We start from the raw sequence: 17821 nt of genomic DNA on the forward strand, positions 1-17821 counted from the left end.
ATACAAAGCCGCCAACGCCTGACCCGGTCCCCCAGGTGAGTGGCGAAGCGTGCCCGCGCACGCTTTGCCACTCACGTCAGGTGAGGTTCACCGTCGCGAAGATGTCGCCGGTGGGCTGGGTCGAACCGCCGGGCGGTTCCACACTGAATCCGAGTGCCGTGGACTGGTCGATGTCGTTCACGACCGCGGTCGTCGACGGTGACACGTCGTCGGCCTCCATGATCCCGGCGGACACCGGTTCGTGCGACGGCCCGAGCAGCCACATCTGATAGACCGATCCGGGCTCGGGCGGTGGGACGTCGTTCATGACCAGCAGTCCGGCGTCGACGTCCTTGGAGTACACGACGGTCGCCGAACCGCCGCCGGCGATCGGTGCTGCCGCGGTGCGGACGTCGTCGGCCGCGAGGATCTGCGCGGGAACTGGTTGGGTTTCGTCGCTCTGCAACTGCTGGGCGACGGTGATGCCACCGACGGCGAGGACGACTACGGCGGCCGCCGCACCCAGAGCGCCGAGGAGACGCCTGCGCCTGCGCGCACGAACCTCGTCCAGCGCCACCGGCGCGGGCGCCGAGGCAGTGCCGGGCAGGGCATCGAGGATGCGCCCGAGCAGGTAGTCGGGCGGTTCGACCGCGGTGGCCGCAGACTGGGCGGCCATCGTCTCGCGCACCCCGCGCACCGCGGTGTCGAACTCCAGGCGAAGGTGGGGCGGTGCGCCCTCGAGCGCGGTGTCGATCTCTCGGCGCTGCTGATCGTCGACGGCGTCGAGTGCATACACCTGAGCGAGGTCGAGGATGTCGTGCTGGGACTCATCCATCGAACTGCACCCCCAGACATTGCTTGAGCCTGATCAATCCGTCGCGAATGCGTGATTTCACCGTGGGAAGAGCCACGGACAACCGTTCCGACACTTCCCGGTAGGTCAGCCCCCCGTAATAGGCGAGGACCACGGTTCGCTGCTGGACTTCGGTGAGCGTGCCGAGGCAGTCGACGACGTCGCTGGTGTCGCCCCGCCGGGTGACTTCCTCCGACACCGCGTCGAACGGTCCGTACCAACTCGAGGCGCCGTAGGCGGCTTCGCGTTCGGATCCGGACTGCTCGGACCGCACCCGGTCGACGGCGCGGCGGTGGGCGAGGGTGATCAGCCACGACAGCGGCGACCCCTGCTTCGGATCGAATTTCGCCGCGTTGTTCCAGACCTGCAGGTACACCTCCTGCGTGGTTTCCTCGCTGTATCCGGGATCGCGCAGCACGCGCAGCACCATGCCGTACACCCGCGCGCTGGTGCGTTCGTAGAAGTCGCTGAACGCATCCCGCTCGCCGCGTGAGATACGCGCCAGCAACGCCGTCAGCGTCACGTTCTCCGTGTCCCTGTCGACGCCGGTCATCGGCCCATTCCGTTCATCGATCCACAGCCTAATAGCAGGTTGCGGCCGGTGTGACCAGGACAGGACCCGGGGAGGGGCGAGCGATGCCGGCACGGTGCTCACCGCTTCGGTGGCAGGGGAAGGAAGTAACTGGTTCGCTGCTGGTATTCGGGGTAGCCGGGACGCTGCGACATCGACTTCTCGAGCAACCTCGCCCCCGTCGCGAACACCAGGAAATATGTCATGACCACGGGGGACAGCACGGTGACGGCGCCGGGCCACACGCTCGCCGCGATCAGCCACAGCCCCCACCACACGCAGGAGTCGCCGAAGTAGTTCGGGTGCCGCGTCCACGCCCACAGGCCGACGTCCATGATCTCGCCCTTGTTCGACGGGTCGGCCTTGAACGTCTTCAACTGGTGATCGCCCACTGATTCGAACACGACGCCGATCACCCACAGGAGGACACCGAGCACCACCGCCACCGCGCCGACTCCGGATGCCGGACCGAGCACGGCCGACACCTGCAGCGGCAGCGAGACGAACCACTGCGCGAATCCCTGGGTGAGGAAGATCTTCCTGATGACGACGCCCGGCGAGTCGCCGCCGGCCCGGTCGAGCATCTCCTCGTACCGCGGGTCCTCGCCCTTGCCCGCCGACTTCGTGTACATGTGCCAGGTCAGCCGCAGACCCCACACCGCGACGAGCACCACCACCAGCCACCGGCGCAGCGCGTCGCCGTCGCCGAGGACGGCGGCCACGAACGCCACCAGCACGAAGCCGAGGCCCCACGTCACGTCGACGACGTTGTAGCGCCCGATCCGCCGGCCGACGAGGAACGTCGCGGCCTGCAGGAGTGCGAGCACCAGCAGGCTCACCGCGGTGACGGCGCCGAAATCCGACCAGTCGAAGCCGTTCATCGGAGCACGCCGGAACCTGTGCAATCGACCCGCACCGCCGGCATCAGCGACTGGCCCGCCGCGGTCGGCTTCACGGCCAGGATCTGATCGACGCCCATGCGGCCCTGCGCGAAGCTCATCCCGCCGCCGACGAGGTACAGCCGCCACACCCGGGCCATCTCCAACCCGACCATCGCGACGACGTCGTCCCAGCGGGACTCGAACTGCTCCAGCCACGCGTCGACGGTCCAGACGTAGTGCTCGCGAAGGCCATGCACGTCGCGCACCTCGAGCCCGGCTCGTTCGAGGTACGCGACGCTCTCGCCGACCGGACGCATGGTCATGTCGGGAGCTATGAACGACTCGATGAACGGGCCGCCGCCGGGATGGCGTCCGGTGCGCGACATCTGCTGGATCAGCACCCGCGCACCGGGCTTCGCGTTGTCGTAGAGGGCCTGCGCGTACCGGGCGTAGTTCTTCTCGCCCACGTGCTCACCCATTTCGAGGGAGGCGACGGCGTCGAACGGCCCGTCGGGGACCTCCCGGTAGTCCTGCAATCGGATCTCGACGCGGTCCTGCAACCCGCGTTCGGCGATCCGCGCGTCGATGAAGGCCTTCTGCTCCCGGGAGATCGTGACCCCGACGACCCGGGCGCCGTACGCGGATGCGGCGTGCAGGCTCAGCGACCCCCATCCGCAGCCGATGTCGAGCAACCGCATGCCGGGTTCGAGCCCGATCTTGCGGCACACCAGGTCCAGCTTGTCCCGCTGTGCGTCCTCGAGCCGGTAGTCCGGATCCTGCGGCGTGCCCGGCGCATTCCGGGTGAAGTACGCGCAGGAGTAGGCCATCTGCGGGTCCAGGATCAGCGAGTAGAAATCGTTGGAGAGGTCGTAGTGGTGGCTGATCGCGGCGCGGTCGCGCAGCAGGCTGTGCAGCCGGCCGTGGATGTTCGCCTGCGTGGCGGGTGCGGGGAGGGGGCCGCCCACGACACCCAGTTTCGCGGCGACCCGCAGCACCTTCGCGACCGTCGACGGGCTCGGCCGCACTCCGCTCAGCCCGCGCTCGCGGGCCACCGCCCACACGTGCGCCAAGGCCTCGCCCAGGTCGCCCTCGACGTCGATCTCACCCGTCACATAGGCCTGCGCCGCCCCGAGTTCGCCCGGGCTCCACAGCAATCGGCGCAGGGCGTCGGGACTGCGCAGCACCACCTTCGGCGCCGTCGCCGGGCCGGCGGTACTGCCGTCCCACGCGGTCAGGTGCACGGGCAGTTCGCCGCGGACGAGCGGACGCAACGCCTTGTCGAGTTCGGCGGCCACGGTCACGGTCGTGCTCCCGTCTTGTCGAGGACGAGCTGCTGGACGTCGATGTAGCCGGAGCGGAACCCGGCCTCCGAGTAGCAGAGGTAGAAATGCCACATCCGGCGGAACGTCTCGTCGAATCCGAGTTCCTCCGCCTGCGCGCTGTGCGCGGCGAACCGCTCCTTCCACAGCCGCAGCGTCTCCGCGTAGTGCTGTCCCATGCTCAGGCGTTCCCGCACCCGCAGCCCGGTGTGTTCGGCGGTGACGGATTCGATCGCCTCGGTCGAGGGGAGGAACCCGCCGGGGAAGATGTACTTGTGCACCCAGGTGTAGGTGTTGCGGGTCTGCAGCATCCGATCGTGCGGCATGGTGATCGCCTGCAGCGCAACCCTTCCGCCCGGGGCGAGGAGCTTGTCGAGCACCCGGAAGTAGGTGGCCCAGTACTGGTGCCCGACGGCTTCGATCATCTCGACGGAGACGATGGCGTCGTATTCGCCGTCGACGTTGCGGTAGTCGAGCAGGTCGATCTGCACGGCGTCCGAGTGTCCGGCCTCGGCGACACGCAGGCGGGCCAGGCTCTGCTGTTCGCTGGACAGCGTCACGGAGCGGACCACGGCGCCGCGTTCCGCCGCCCGGATGCACAACTCTCCCCAGCCCGTCCCGATCTCGAGCAACCGGGTGCCCGCGCCGACACCGGCCTCGTCGAGCAGCCGATCGATCTTGCGGCGCTGCGCGTCCGCGAAGTCGTCCCACTTCGGGGTGACCTGCGGGACGGGGGCCCGCAGAACGGTCACGTCCCGGACCTCCCCCACGCGGGTCGGCGTCGACGAGAACAGCGCGCTCGAGTACGTCAGCGTCTCGTCGAGGAACGTCTCGAACATCTCGTTGGACAGGTCGTAGTGCCGGGAGATGTTGGAGCGGGTGTTCTGCTCGGTGTTACGTTCCTGCGCAGGGTGTTTGGCGACGTAGAGCGCGCGCAGCCGCTGCAAAGGCCGGGGAATGAGCGTCGCCATCCGGGAGGCGAACACGCTGAGCACCGCGGCGAGATCCGGCGACGTCCAGTCGCCGGCCATGTAGGACTCGCCGAATCCGATCAGTCCGCTCGTTCCGACCCGCCGGGCGAATGCGTCGGGATTGCGGATGATCATGCGGGGCAGGATCTCCTGCTCCCGGCGTGCCCCCACCAGGGTGCCGTCGGGATACTCGATGCGGACGTCGAGGTCGGCGGCCGCGCGGCGGAACAGTCGGTCGGCGACCTTCGCCGAGGCCGCCGCACGCACACCGGTCGGCACGTCGGCCAGACCCGGCCAGATCCGGTTGTCGATCCGCGGGTCCTCGCCGGCGAACCCCTCGCCGGCCGTGCGCACGGCAGGCGACCCGTCCGTGCCGGTGTCCTTGTTCCTTCTCACTGAACTGTCTCCTTCTGACGGCCGTCGGGCCGGGCCATGACGGGGAGTCCACGGGCCCACAACGTGATTCCCTGGATGCGGATGCGCGCCGACACCACGAGAGGTGCCAGGGGAGTGCGTAGTTGAGTCCTCAGAACCGTCCGGCTGGTGGCCGGCTGCCGCGTCCCCCGCACCGTCGCGGTGAACGGTCCGTGCCCGTCCCGATGGAGAACCACGTTCAGGGAGAGGGTGTCGCCGGGCTCGGGGAACCGCATGTCGTAGCGGCCGCTCACGTCGTTGAACGGTGAGACGTAGAACTGCTTGTCCACCTCGGCGCGGTCGTCGCCGTCGGGCCGGATCAGGTAGCCGTGCCGCTGACCGTACGTGTTGTGCACCTCGGCGATCACGCATCGCAGGCCGCCGTCGGCGTCGTGGCACCAGTACACGCTGAGCGGGTTGAACACGTAGCCGAGCACCCGCGCGTTGAGAAGGGCCGTCACCCGGCCGCCGCTGAGGCCGACCCCGTGTCCGGCGAGGAATGCATCCACCCTGCTGCGCAGCGTGTCCTCGGCGGCGGCGGCGGCGGCCGGATCCGGTTCGAGGTGGTCCTCGGCGCGGAAGCGGGCGAACGGTCCGAGCCACCGCGGGAGGCGCGGAAGGGCGTCCACGTCGACGAACCAGCTGTAGCTTGTGTACTCGAAGCTGTTGCGGACCGGTTCGGTGCGCGCGTGCCGGATCCTCGTCGAGTAGATCGCGGGCGCGGTCACGACACCGTCTCCCGTTCGTGGGGTCGAGCCGTCTGCGCATCCCACGAGCGGCCGATGCGTTCGGCGGCGCGCAGTCCCGAGAGCGCCCCGTCCTCGTGGAACCCCCAGCCGTGGTAGGCGCCGGCGAAAGCGAATGTGCCGGAACCGAGTTCGTGCAACCGCGACTGTGCCGCGACGGAATCGGGGGTGTACACGGGATGTTCGTATGTCATCTCCGCCACGACCGTCGACGGGTCGACGAGGTGCTTGCCGCCGAGCGTGACGAGGAACCGCCGGTCGCGCACCGTGTCGAGGCGCATGAGCCGGGTCATGTCGTAGGTGACGACGACACCCGCCGCGTCTGTGCCGTCGGCGGGAGTCAGGTAGTTCCAGGATGCCCGGGCGTGCTCGGCGCGGGGCAGCAGCGACACATCGGTGTGCAACTGCGCGTGGTTCACCGAATACGGCATGGCGCCCAGGATCTCCGCCTCGAGATCGGAGGCGTCGCCGAGCATGGCGAGCGCGTGACGCGGGTGCACGGCGACCACCACGGCGTCGAAGTACCGGACGTCGCCGCGGCGGTCGACGACGCAGGTGCCGCCGTCCGGGGTGCGCTCCACCTGCTGCACCGGGGTTTCGAGCAGAATCTCGTCGACGTGTGCCGCCACCTTCTCGACGTAGCGGGCGGATCCGCCGGTCACGGTGCGCCAGGTGGGTGAGCCGAAGACGGTGAGCATTCCGTGGTGGTCGAGGAAGGTGAACAGGTAGCGGGCCGGGTAGTGCGCGGCGGTCGCGGGATCGCACGACCACACCGCCGCGACGAGCGGGGTCATGAAATGCTCGACGAAGTACGGGCTGAAACCGTTGCGGGCCAGGAATTCGCCCAGCGGTTCCTGCGCGCCGGCCGGGGCGTCGAGCACGGTCCGGGCACGGCGGTGGAACCGGAGGACCTCGCCGAGCATGCGCCAGTACCGGGGCCGGGCCAGGTTGCGTGCGGTCGGGAACAGTCCGCGGAGGCCCTTCGCGCCCGCGTACTCGAGCCCGGTCACGTCGGATCGGATCGACATCGACATGTCGGAATCCTGGGTGGCCACGTCGAGTTCGGCGAACAGGCGCAGCAGGGTGGGGTAGGTGCGGTCGTTGTGCACGATGAAGCCGGTGTCGACGTCCACCTCCACACCCGAATCCAGCGTCAGGTGGTGGGTGTGGGCGTGGCCGCCGAGACGGGCGTCGGACTCGTAGAGGGTGACGCGGTCGTGGCGGGACAGAACGTAGGCGGCGGTCAACCCGGCGACGCCGCTGCCGATCACGGCGACGTTCCTGCGTTCCAGCTTCTCCGGATCATGCATGGCGACCTGCTTTCCGGTCTGTCGGTGCGGCGACGACACCCTCGGCGGCGAAGGCGTCGAGAACGAAATCGGCCGTGATGCGATGCCACCACCCCGGTCGGGTGAGCATGAAGTGGCCGGCTCCGGAGAGCGGATGCCAGGAGGCGTTCACGCCGCGCGCCAGCGCCTGTTCGGTCTGGATCCGGGAGGCGACGGGGTCCGTCCAGCGGTCGGCGGTTCCGTGCGCGACCATCAGGCTGCGGTCGGCGGGCACCAGATCGGCGTCGGATTCGGGCCACCAGGGTGCGAGGGCGGCGATCGCGCGGACGTTGTCGATGCCGGCGAGGTGTGCGGCGACGCGGCCGCCCATCGAATGCCCCACGACGGCGACGGGGACGTCCCCGAACCGCAGTCGGGCCCGCTCGAGGGCCATTCGGGCGTCGTGCACCGGGCTGGCCTCGGGGGCGTTCCATCCGCGAACCCGGTACTGCAGCCGCTGCACGGCGATGCCGTGGGGTCCGAGCGTCGACCTCAGGGACCGGGCCAACCAGATCATGCGCAGGTTCGACAGGTGCCAGCAGCGTGACGGGTCCTGACTGCGTGGTTTGCCGCCGGGCAGCACGAGCACGTACGCCGGGGTGGGTGAGCCTCTCTCCATATCCATTATTCGGAGCTGACTTCGACTCGGATGGGCAGACCCCCACGTGAGCGGGAAAGCGTGCCGGACCACGCTTTCCCACTCACGTGGGGGGTGCCTACTGGGGCATCAGGACGGAGTCGATCAGGTACACCGTGGCGTTGGCGGTCTGGACGCCGCCGCAGATGACGCCTGCGTCGTTGACCTTCAGGTCGTCACCCGAACCGGTGACGGTGACCGTGCCGCCCTCGACGGTCGTGTGCTCGCCGGCGATGTCACTCGGCGCGATCTGGCCGGGGACCACGTGGTACGTCAGGACCTTCGTGAGCAGGGCCGGGTCGGTCTTGAGCGTCTCGATCGTGGCCGGGTCGACCTTCGCGAACGCGGCATCCACCGGCGCGAAGACCGTGAACTGCCCGCTGTTCAGCGTGTCGACGAGGTTGACCTGCGGGTTGAGCTGACCGGACACCGCGGCGGTGAGCGTGGTGAGCAGGGGGTTGTTGGACGCGGCCGTCGCAACCGGATCCTGCGCCATGCCGCTGACCGAACCGGCGCCGTCCGGCACCGTCTTCGCGTACTCGGCGCAGCCCGGACCGACCAGGTTGGCGGCGGGGTCGGCCATCGCGGACGCGGTCATCGAACCGGACGACATCGACTCGGACGACATCGACTCGGACGTCATCGCCTCCGAAGCGGAGCCGCTGCTGGACGAGCCGCTGTCGTCCGACGAACACGCCGCGCCCAGCAGGACCAGGGACGTGCTCGCGGCGACTGCCAGGACTCGTGTGGTGATCTTCATCAGAAATTGCCTCTCTCCGGTGTGGGTGCGGGGGAGCACCATCGACAGGCATTCGGAGCGGTCTTCCGAACGGATGGGTCGAAAGTTCTCTCGCAGCGACCCATCCGATCCGGAACGGGCATCGAATACCCCGAGAGAGGGTGCTGCGCCGGCCCTCTGTTTCGGCTGCCCGTTTTCGTCGCCGCATGTTGAAAGGATTCGAGATGACACCGTCGAAGGTCCGTGGGATCGCCGCCGCGCTGTCGGCCGCCGCCGCGGCTGTGCTGCTGGCGGCCGGCCCTGCATACGCTCAACCGGGTGCGCTCGCCCCCGTGCCAGCCCTCGACGTCCAGAGGTACCTGGGCACGTGGTATCAGTTGGCCGCTGTGCCACAGCCGTTCAACCTCGACTGCGCGCGGGACACGAGGGCGACGTACGGACCGATCGACCCGTCGAACGTCAGCGTCGCCAACCGGTGCACCACGTGGGCGGGTGGGACGAACGGGATCAGGGGCAACGCGCGCGTCAACGATCCGGTGACCAACGCGCAGCTCCACGTGAGTTTCCCGGACGTGCCGTTCCAGAGTGCGGCGGACGGTCCCACCAACTACGTGGTCACCTACATCGCCGACGACTATTCGTGGGCGCTGGTCGGTGATCCGGCACGGGTGTCGGGTTTCGTGCTCTCCCGCACTCCGGCGGTCGACGACGCGGGGTGGAAGCAGATCCGGCAGGTGGTGGAATCGCGGGGCTACAACTCGTGCCTGTTGCTGACGTCCCCGACCACCGGTGGCAGAGAGGGGATTCAGCCGCTCTGCACGGTCTGACGGGCCGCCGACCCGGTGATGTTCTCCATCATGCCTTTGAAGATGATTCCGTGGAACGGCAGGATGGAATACCAGTACAGCCGCCCGGCCAGACCTTTCGGGAAGAAGATGGCGCGCTGATCGAGCCGGGACCGGTCGGGATCCACACTGTGGACGGTCCATTCGAGCCACGCCCCGCCCGGTGCCCGCATCTCGGCGCGCAGCCGGAGCAGCGACCCCCGGTCGATGCGTTCGACCCGCCAGAAGTCCAGGGGGTCACCGGTGTTGAGCTGCTTGGGGTTCCGGCGTCCCCGCGTGAGCCCGACGCCGCCGACGACGCGGTCGAGCCAGCCGCGCACGGACCACGCGAGTGGAAAGGAGTACCAGCCGTTCTCGCCGCCGATGCTCTCGACGACGGTCCACAGCGTTGCGGCGTCGGCGTCGCAGCCCTTGGTGCGTTCGTCGGTGTAGACGACCTCACCGGCCCAGTCGGGGTCGGACGGCAACGGATCGGAGGGGGCGCCGACCGGGGACGCACTGGCCCACGTCGTCTCCACCTCGCCGTTGTCGATGCGCCGCAACGCCAATCGGACGGCGTCCCGGTACGTCGTCAGGCCGGCCTTCGGTGGCGGGATCACGTCGTCGATGTCGTGCTCGCCGGCGACGGCGTCGTTGTGGAGCGATTCGATCAGAGCCCGCCCGAGTGAGCGGGGGATCGGGGTGACCAGACCGATCCACAGGCCCGCGAGTTTCGGGGTCAGCACCGGGAGGACGAGGATGCGACGCTGACGCAGACCGGCGACCTCGGCGTACGTCTGCATCATCTCGCCGTAGCGGAGGACGTCGGGGCCACCGATGTCGAACGTGCGACTGTGCGGCAACGGTGCCTCGGCCGCGGCGACGAGGTAGTGCAGCACGTCGCGGACCGCGATCGGCTGGATCTTGTTGTTCACCCACCGCGGCGTCGTCATCACCGGGAGCCGGTTGGTGAGGTGGCGGATCATCTCGAACGATGCCGAACCGGAGCCGATGACCACCCCGGCCTGCAGAACCATTGTGGGGACACCGGAGTCGACGAGTATCCGGCCCACCTGGGTGCGCGAGCGCAGGTGCGGCGAGAGATCCGCGGAATCGGGATGCAGCCCGCCGAGGTAGACGATCCGGCCGACACCTGCCGTGCGGGCCGCCTCGGCCACGTTCTCCGCGCTGATGCGTTCGGCCTTCTCGAACTCGTCCGACCCTCCCATCGAGTGCACGAGGTAGTAGACGACGTCCATGTCCGTGAAAGCGGCAGAAAGGGATTCGGGGTCGCTCAGATCGCCGCGAGCGATGTCGACGTCGGACGCCCACGGAACGTCGGTCAGTTTTTCCGGTGAACGCACCAGTACCCGCACCCGGTGGCCGGCTTCCGCGAGCCGGGGAGCGAGGCGTCCGCCGATGTATCCGGTGGCTCCGGTGACCAGTACACGTAACTGCGTCATTCCCACACGCTACCCGTCGTTGTCACCGCCGCGCGGCCTGTCGCGACTATGGTCGGGTCATGGGCATCGTGCATTCGAGCGTGGTCGAGGCCTCGCGGGACGAGTTGTTCGCCTGGCACACCAGGACCGGGGCCTTCACCCGGCTCTCACCGCCGTGGCAGCCGCTCAGCCTCGCGAAGGAATCCGAGTCTCTGGAATCGGGTCGTGCCGAACTGCGCATGCCCGGCGGCCTGACGTGGGTCGCGCAGCACGACGCGAAGGAATACGACCCTCCGCACCGGTTCGTCGATTATTCGGCCGCCCTGCCGCTGCGCCTGCTGGTGCCGTGGCGGCACACGCACACGTTCGACGTCGTGTCCGAGGGCCGGACCCGGGTCACCGACCGGGTCGACACCATCGTGCCCGGCCAGTTCCTCCGGTCGACGTTCGTCTACCGGCACCGCCAACTGGCCGACGACATCTCCCGGCACCACTGGGCGTCCACCCTGCTGCCCGGTCCCCTCACGATCGCGGTGACGGGCAGTTCGGGGCTCGTCGGCTCCGCCCTGACCGCGTTCCTGAGCACGGGCGGGCACCGGGTGATCCGTCTCGTGCGCCGCGCTCCCAGCACGCCCGGCGAGCGGCGCTGGAACCCGGATGCGCCCGCCGCGGACCTGCTCGACGGCGTCGACGCGGTGATCCACCTGGCAGGCGCGTCCATCGCGGGACGGTTCACCGACGGTCATCGCCGGGCGATCAGGGACAGTCGTATCGAACCCACGCGGCGGCTCGCGGAGCTGGCGGCCGCATCCGGGCAGGGACCGAAGACGTTCGTCAGTGCGTCGGCGATCGGGTACTACGGCCCCGACCGCGGCGACGCGGTGCTGCACGAGCAGGATGAGCGGGGCGACGGCTTCCTCGCCGACGTCGTCGCGGACTGGGAGGACGCGGCGACGCCGGCAGCGGACGCCGGACTGCGGGTGGTGCAGGTCCGCACGGGGATCGTCCAGTCCCCGAGCGGGGGTGTGCTGCGCCTGCAGCGGCCGCTGTTCGAGGTCGGACTCGGAGGTCGCCTGGGCGCCGGAACGCAGTGGCTGTCGTGGATAGACATCGACGATCTGATCGACGTCTACCATCGTGCCGTCGTGGATCCGGGGTTGAGCGGGCCGGTGAACGCGGTGGCGCCGAATCCTGTTCGCAACGAGGAGTACACCGCAGTCCTGGCGTCGGTGCTGCATCGCCCGGCCTTCCTTCCGGTGCCTGATTTCGGTCCGAAACTGCTGCTCGGGGAACAGGGTGCGCGGGAGCTCGCCCTGGCCGATCAGCGGGTCGCCCCCGGCAAGCTCGAGGGCCGCGGCCACCGGTTCCGGCGGCCCGCCCTCGACACGGCGCTGCGCCACCAGCTCGGCCGGTTCAGGACGGACGAGGCGTAGCGCAGCGCATCGATCAGGTGGTCGTCAGCACCTGCGGGGTGTGCACCGGAGCCTTGGTGGAGATCTTCGCTGCCGTCGCGGCGAGGAGGCAGATGCCGGCGATCGCCGTGGCGGCCAGCACCCAGTTGTCGTCGCCGCCGATCAGGGCATAGCAGATGGTGGGTGCGAATCCGGTCAGCAGGAAGCTCAACTGGGTGGACACCGCGACGCCGGTGTATCGCACGTTCGGGGTGAACATCTCGGCGAAGAACGACGGCCACAGCGCATTCGGGGCGGAATACACGACGCCCTTGAGCGCCACCGTCGCGATGACGATGAGAACGGTGCTGCCGGTGGCGATCGCACCGAGGAATCCGTAGACACCGACTGCGCAGAGCAGGCAGCCGCCGGCATACACCACCTTTCGGCCGATGCGGTCCGCGATGAATCCGAACAGCGGATGGAAGAACAGGGCAACCAGCTGGCTGGCCGCGATCGCGGAGAGCATCGTGGAGCGGTCGACGCCGTGTTCCTGCGTCGCGTAGGACAGGCCGAAGACGATGACGATCGTCGAGATGACCGTGTTGAATGCGGCGACGAAGACGATCACGGTCGCGCGGAGCTGAGTGCGTAGGAGGGTTGTCACCGGGAATTCGGCTACGGCGTCTTCCTTTTCGGCCTCGACGAACTCGGGAGACTCGTCCACTCCGCGCCGCACGAGCAGGGTGATGAACACCATGATGAAGCTGAGCAGGAACGGGATCCGCCATCCCCAGGTCAGCAATTGCTCCTCCGGGAGCGCTCCCACCGGAATGAAGATCAACGTGGCCAGGATCGAACCGGTGGCGGCTCCGTTGAGGAGCCAACTCGTGTAGAAGCCGCGGCTCTTCTCGGGGGAGTGCTCCATGGTGAGCAGACTGGCCCCGACCTGCTCGCCGCCTGCGGAGATTCCCTGCAGCAGTCGGCACACGACGAGGAGGGCCGGGGCGGCGGCGCCGATGGTCGCATGGGTGGGCAGCAGTCCGATGGCGAACGTCGACGCGCCCATCAGGAGCAGCGTGAAGAGCAGCACGTTCTTGCGACCGATCCGGTCGCCGGCGTGCCCGAACAGCAGGGCGCCGACGGGCCGCGCGATGTACGCGGCCCCGAACGTCGCGAGCGACGCGAGCGTGCCTGCGGCGGAATCGCTGTTGGGGAAGAAGATCTTGCCGAACACCAGGGCGGCGGCGGTGCCGTAGACGAAGAAGTCGTAGTACTCGACGACGCTGCCGAGGAAACTTCCCAGTGCGGCTCTGCGGGCCATCTTCTTGCTGGGGTGCGGTATCGGGTCCGCGACGAGGGGACGTTCAGGGGTGGGCATCGGGAGTGGTCCTTTGGCTGTGTCACCCGGCGGTGGGTGAGGCGACGGTGTGGTGACGGGGCCGGTCACGGCGCGGCAGCGAGTTGGGCTCCACCGCAGACGTGCAGGACTTCGCCCGAGACGAACCGGGCCTTGTCGGAGGCGAGGAATTCGACGGCGTCGACGATATCGTCTGCTGTCGCGAGGCGGCCCAGCGGCGACATCCTGGTGTGCTTGTCGACGAAGAGAGCGAACTCCTCGTCCGTGCGACCGCCCTTCGTGAACGGTGTGACGACCATGCTGGGGGCGACGGCATTGGCGGTCACGCCGAGCGGTCCGAGTTCGACGGCCAGCGAACGGGTGAGGCCGACGACTCCGGCTTTGGACGTGACGTAGGCGGTGGGTCCGCCGCTCAACCAGGTGCGTGAGGTGATGTTGACGACCCGCCCGGTCCCGGTGCGCGTCCAGATCGGGATGGCGGAGCGGCACAGCGACATCGGGCCGCGGAGGTTCACCGCCATCGCCATGTCCCATTCGGTGTCGTCGACGTCTCCGAGTCGCGCCCGCGGGTTGACGGCCGCGTTGTTGACCAGTCGGTCCAGCCGGCCGAACTCTTCGTCGATTCGCTTGACGGCGAGGCGGATCGATTCGTCGTCGGAGATGTCGACCACCCAGCCGTGGACCTGCGCACCGGACTCCTCGGACAGTTGCCGGGCGACCGTCTGCACGGCCTCCGCGTTGTTGTCGAGGAGGATGACGGTGTCTCCGCCCCGGGCGAATCGACGGCTGATCGCCGAGCCGAGGGCGCCTGCTCCCCCCGTCACGACGGAGAGCGGGAAACGGTGAAGCTCGTTCATGATGGTCCTGTCGATATGTGATGGGTGGGTTCAGAGTGAGTGCGTCAGAGGCGTTTCGAAGTCGGCGTGCTGGCGCAGGAACCGGGCGTTGAAGTGCAGCCGGTCGTGAACGGGCCGGGAATCGCTGAAGTCTTCGACGGACACCCACCCGCTGTAACCTGCCTCGGCGAGCAGGCCGAGAACCCGGGGGATGTCGGCGACGCCGTCGTCCATCGGTGACCATCGGTGGGTCCACGCCCCGCCCCCGGCCGGCCGGACGTACTGGGCGTTCTTGACGTGGACGTGGGCGAGGTGGTCGCCGAGAATCTGCAGGGCCATCCGGTGGTCTTCGTACCCTTCCACCACCAGATTCCCGACGTCGTAGATCACTCCCACCCGGTCGGGTGGCAGGTGGCCGATGAGCCGATGGGCGAGTGAGACGCTGGGGCAGAGGGAACGCTGATGAATCTCGAGCAGCGCCTGCACGTCGTACCGCGCAGCCAGGGTCGCGACGTGATCGAAGAACTCCCGTGCTTCGGCGAACAGCCGGTGGAAACCGGTGTCGTCCATCCACGGCGCCCGTAGCCGAATGCTCGGAACCGCATTGTCCCGGGCGACTCGCATCATGTCCTCGACGCCGGCGACGTCACCGGAGTCGACGTACGGACTGAGTGCGACGACCTCCAACTCCGCGGCCCGGGTACGCGTGCAGATGTCGGAGACCGCGCGAGGCTCGGGAGCGACGGTGCAGCGGTTGTTGGTGAGGAAGTGCGGGGTGCCGGAGTTGCCGATGTCGTGTGCGACGCGCCATTCGATGCCTGCGTAGCCCGCCCCGGCCGCCGCGTCGATCGCTTCGGCCGGGGACAGGGACGGCAGGCATGCGGAATAGATCCCGAGCTTCATCGGTCTCCTACGGGTGAGTGGGGCTTCGGAGGGCGGTTCGTCCTCGACTGCATTCCATTAGAGACCGCCATCACAGCGCTTGTCCAAGCCCTGTTGAGCACATCGCTTATGCCTTGAAGGCATAACCTGTGTCGTATCCTGGTCGAACGACGGCAGTGGAGGAAACCGACCGTGGAGTTTCGCCATCTTCATTACTTCCTGGCTATAGCCGAGGAAGGATCGTTCAACCGCGCCGCCGACCGGCTGCGGATCTCGCAACCGTCGCTCAGCCGGCAGGTGCAGGCGCTGGAACGGGAGCTGGGGCAGTCCCTGTTCGACAGAACGGCACGCGGAGCCACTCCGACCGCCGCGGGCGATGCCCTTCTCCAGCACGCGCGGCAGCTGCTGGCGCTCGAGGCCTCGACGCAGGAGGTGGTGTCGGGTGCGACCAAGATCCGGGAGGTCGTCACCATCGGCGTCCCGCCCGGTACCTCCAGCGAATGGCTCGTGAACCTGGTCGGCCGGCTCGAGGAGGAGGTGCCGGGGTGCGCGCTGCAACTCGTCGAGGCGAACAGCACGAACCAACTGCGCATGCTTCGTGAAGGGCGGCTCGACCTGTGCATGGTGCACCAGGCGCCGCCCAGCGACTGCTCCTCGTGGAAGCTCCGCGAAGAACCGTTCGGTCTCGCCGTGCGCCCCGGTCACGCTCTGGCGTCGGCGGCGTCCTGTTCGCTGCGCGACCTCGACGGGCTGCGGGTGCTCGTCCACAGCCGCGACCAGGTCCCCACCCAGCAGGACGGGTTGATGAGCGCGGCGGTGGAGGCCGGTATCCGGCCGTACTGGCAATTCGCGCAGTTCGTCGAGCACGCGCTCGCCGGCGCGGCCGCGGCGAAAGCGGACGCCGTGCTGGTGAGCCGGTACACGGCGCAGAAACAGATGCCGGGGTGGCCCTGGCATCCGTTGACCGAGTTACCGCTGGCGATGACGACGTGGCTGGTCTGCCAGCGGCACACGAGGGCCGTGGTCAGCGACGTGACCACGGCCATCATGTCCTGAAACTCCCTGTCAGGTCTGCCGCCCCGCGTCGTACGCGGCCACGACCCGCTTCGGGGCGGTGAGACGCCACGCCTCCTCGACGAGTTCGGCCAGTTCTTCGGAGTCGACGCGGTCGAGGACGACGTCGATCCAGCCCCACCGTCCGAAGAACGGTGCGACCAGGAACACGTCGGGATCCTCCTGCAGCAGCGCGGCCTGCGTTTCCTTCGTCGCCTTGAGGCAGACGGTGGGCGCGCCGTACCCGACGAGGCCGAACATCTTCTTGCGCACCCGGAACGTCGGTTGGTCGCCCCAGTTCGCGATCACCACCTCGTGCGCCTCCGGCAATGCCAGCATCATCGCGCGAACGTCGTGTTCGGTGGGCATCACAGCTCCTGATCCGGCGGTCGATGGTTCGCAGACCTTTATAGCCCCGATCACCGACAGCCCGGACCGCGGCACGCTCAGACGAAGGCGAACTCGTCGCCGGCGTGGAACTTGGCGAGCGATTCGGAGACCGACCGCCGCGACGGCGGATGGAAGGCGAACGCGTGCACGGCGGCGGTGAGGTAACCGATGTCGGAGGACTTGATGAACGCGATCCCGCCGAGCGATTCGACGGCCGCCGAGGACGCGCGGACCAGCGCGTCGCGAATCGCGATGCGCGAGAAGAGGAGACGCACCGAGATGTCCTGTCCGCGTTCGCCCTCGTCCACCGCGCGGGCGATGTTCTCGACGGCGCCCATGGCGTTCTCGATGTCGGCGGCGGCGCGCACATAACCCTCGTAGTCGTCCTTGCCCGCGGCCAGCAATCGTTCGAGCAGCGCGCTCGCCGCACCCAGGTAGTTGGCGGTGACGAGCATCCCGAACCACAGATATCCGGTCATCTCGTGTTGCCCGTCCGGGTCGTCGGCACCGTTGAGGAGGACGAGGTCGGCCGGTATCTCGACGTTCTCGAGGTGTACCTCGTCGCTTTCGGCACCGGCGAGGATCCAGCTCTCCCAGAACGGCCGCACCGTGATCCCCGGTGTGCCGGCGGGGATCAGCGCGATCGCCCTCTCACCGGTGTCGACCTCGACGCTCGCGGTGAGCAGGTCCATCGACCCCGACAGACTGCACGGCTTCTTGCTGCCGTTGACGATGTAGCTCGAGCCCTTCCTCCTGGCGGTCATGGTGGGAATGAACACGCTGCCCCCGGTGACGCCCTCGGAGAAGCCGGAGGCGACGACGGCGCGTTGTTCGACGAGGCTCGTGATCAACGCGCGGTCGTCGTCCGTGGCCTCCTGCGCGAACTCGTTGAGCGTGGCGAGCGACAGATGATGCATCGTGGTGGCGGCGCCGAGCGAGGGCGACCTGCTGCCGATGGCCCGCTGGACGCGCACGGAATCCAGCGCGGAGGCGCCCAGTCCGCCGGATTCCTTCGGGATGGTCAGTGCGGTGCCGCCTGCGTCCCGGAAGCGCCCGATCGCCCCGCTGTCTCTGCTTTCCAGAGTGAGCAGTGGCGTCTCGTCCAGATAGGCGGCGAGGTCAGGCAGGTAGGACTGCAGCGCTGCGTGTTCGCGGGCCATCAATGCGGTCATGACACTCCTCGAATGTATTCGCGGACATTTCGG

General features: G+C 68.5%; 18 protein-coding genes. 3 read left to right on the forward strand and 15 right to left on the reverse strand.

The window, feature by feature from the left end:
* Positions 1-76 precede the first annotated feature (76 nt).
* From P3H15_RS44215 to P3H15_RS44255, 9 genes are all read right to left on the reverse strand, one after another.
* Positions 77-814: an anti-sigma factor gene (locus tag P3H15_RS44215; RefSeq protein WP_276143088.1), complete on the reverse strand. Its 738-nt coding sequence runs from the start codon at positions 812-814 to the stop codon at positions 77-79.
* Positions 807-1385: a sigma-70 family RNA polymerase sigma factor gene (locus tag P3H15_RS44220; protein WP_124393860.1), complete on the reverse strand. Its 579-nt coding sequence runs from the start codon at positions 1383-1385 to the stop codon at positions 807-809. Before P3H15_RS44220 ends, P3H15_RS44215 begins: the two co-directional genes overlap by 8 nt.
* A 98-nt stretch (positions 1386-1483) precedes the next feature.
* Complete coding sequence (locus P3H15_RS44225) at positions 1484-2284, reverse strand: DUF1295 domain-containing protein (RefSeq protein ID WP_276143089.1); 801 nt, start codon at positions 2282-2284, stop codon at positions 1484-1486.
* Positions 2281-3585: a cyclopropane-fatty-acyl-phospholipid synthase family protein gene (locus P3H15_RS44230; protein WP_276143090.1), complete on the reverse strand. Its 1305-nt coding sequence runs from the start codon at positions 3583-3585 to the stop codon at positions 2281-2283. Before P3H15_RS44230 ends, P3H15_RS44225 begins: the two co-directional genes overlap by 4 nt.
* Positions 3582-4970: a class I SAM-dependent methyltransferase gene (locus P3H15_RS44235; protein WP_276143091.1), complete on the reverse strand. Its 1389-nt coding sequence runs from the start codon at positions 4968-4970 to the stop codon at positions 3582-3584. The genes P3H15_RS44230 and P3H15_RS44235 overlap by 4 nt, the downstream gene beginning before the upstream one ends.
* Complete coding sequence (locus P3H15_RS44240) at positions 4967-5716, reverse strand: DUF1365 domain-containing protein (RefSeq protein ID WP_276143092.1); 750 nt, start codon at positions 5714-5716, stop codon at positions 4967-4969. The genes P3H15_RS44235 and P3H15_RS44240 overlap by 4 nt, the downstream gene beginning before the upstream one ends.
* Positions 5713-7044: an NAD(P)/FAD-dependent oxidoreductase gene (locus P3H15_RS44245; RefSeq protein WP_276143093.1), complete on the reverse strand. Its 1332-nt coding sequence runs from the start codon at positions 7042-7044 to the stop codon at positions 5713-5715. The genes P3H15_RS44240 and P3H15_RS44245 overlap by 4 nt, the downstream gene beginning before the upstream one ends.
* The gene (locus P3H15_RS44250) at positions 7037-7681 is read right to left on the reverse strand and encodes a S9 family peptidase (RefSeq protein ID WP_276143122.1); all 645 of its coding nucleotides are present in this window, start codon (positions 7679-7681) and stop codon (positions 7037-7039) included. Before P3H15_RS44250 ends, P3H15_RS44245 begins: the two co-directional genes overlap by 8 nt.
* Positions 7682-7778: 97 nt before the next feature.
* Positions 7779-8459, reverse strand: a complete 681-nt coding sequence (locus P3H15_RS44255) for a fasciclin domain-containing protein (protein WP_276143094.1) — start codon at positions 8457-8459, stop codon at positions 7779-7781.
* Between the two features lie 203 nt (positions 8460-8662).
* On the opposite strand from P3H15_RS44255, the gene P3H15_RS44260 reads away from it, so the two are divergent.
* A complete protein-coding gene (locus tag P3H15_RS44260) occupies positions 8663-9265 on the forward strand; it encodes a lipocalin family protein (RefSeq protein WP_276143095.1) in 603 nt (200 codons plus the stop codon).
* On the opposite strand, the gene P3H15_RS44265 is transcribed toward P3H15_RS44260, so the two are convergent.
* Positions 9244-10725: an SDR family oxidoreductase gene (locus P3H15_RS44265; RefSeq protein WP_276143096.1), complete on the reverse strand. Its 1482-nt coding sequence runs from the start codon at positions 10723-10725 to the stop codon at positions 9244-9246. The two genes, P3H15_RS44260 and P3H15_RS44265, sit on opposite strands and share 22 nt — an antisense overlap.
* A gap of 59 nt (positions 10726-10784) precedes the next feature.
* Between P3H15_RS44265 and P3H15_RS44270 the strand changes: the two genes are divergently transcribed.
* The gene (locus P3H15_RS44270; protein WP_276143097.1) at positions 10785-12137 is read left to right on the forward strand and encodes a TIGR01777 family oxidoreductase; all 1353 of its coding nucleotides are present in this window, start codon (positions 10785-10787) and stop codon (positions 12135-12137) included.
* Positions 12138-12150: 13 nt separating this feature from the next.
* Here the strand turns inward: P3H15_RS44270 and P3H15_RS44275 are convergent, their stop codons facing one another.
* The 3 genes from P3H15_RS44275 to P3H15_RS44285 form a co-directional block, all read right to left on the reverse strand.
* On the reverse strand, positions 12151-13476 hold the full coding sequence (locus P3H15_RS44275) for an MFS transporter (protein WP_276143098.1): 1326 nt from the start codon (positions 13474-13476) through the stop codon (positions 12151-12153).
* Between the two features lie 65 nt (positions 13477-13541).
* Positions 13542-14312, reverse strand: coding sequence for an SDR family NAD(P)-dependent oxidoreductase (locus P3H15_RS44280; protein ID WP_276143099.1), 771 nt, complete (start codon positions 14310-14312; stop codon positions 13542-13544).
* Between the two features lie 30 nt (positions 14313-14342).
* Positions 14343-15194 carry a sugar phosphate isomerase/epimerase gene (locus P3H15_RS44285; protein WP_276143100.1) on the reverse strand — a complete coding sequence of 284 codons (852 nt, stop codon included), beginning with the start codon at positions 15192-15194 and terminating at the stop codon, positions 14343-14345.
* 171 nt (positions 15195-15365) lie between these two features.
* Here P3H15_RS44285 and P3H15_RS44290 point away from each other — a divergent pair, with 171 nt between their 5' ends.
* Positions 15366-16229, forward strand: a complete 864-nt coding sequence (locus P3H15_RS44290; protein WP_276143101.1) for a LysR family transcriptional regulator — start codon at positions 15366-15368, stop codon at positions 16227-16229.
* Between the two features lie 9 nt (positions 16230-16238).
* On the opposite strand, the gene P3H15_RS44295 is transcribed toward P3H15_RS44290, so the two are convergent.
* Together P3H15_RS44295 and P3H15_RS44300 are read right to left on the reverse strand one after the other, a co-directional pair.
* On the reverse strand, positions 16239-16595 hold the full coding sequence (locus P3H15_RS44295; protein ID WP_276143102.1) for an MmcQ/YjbR family DNA-binding protein: 357 nt from the start codon (positions 16593-16595) through the stop codon (positions 16239-16241).
* 77 nt (positions 16596-16672) lie between these two features.
* Positions 16673-17788, reverse strand: a complete 1116-nt coding sequence (locus P3H15_RS44300; protein WP_276143103.1) for an acyl-CoA dehydrogenase family protein — start codon at positions 17786-17788, stop codon at positions 16673-16675.
* Positions 17789-17821 lie beyond the last annotated feature (33 nt).

Origin of the sequence: Rhodococcus sp. T2V, from assembly GCF_029269925.1 — a bacterium.
GTDB lineage: Bacteria > Actinomycetota > Actinomycetes > Mycobacteriales > Mycobacteriaceae > Rhodococcus_F > Rhodococcus_F koreensis.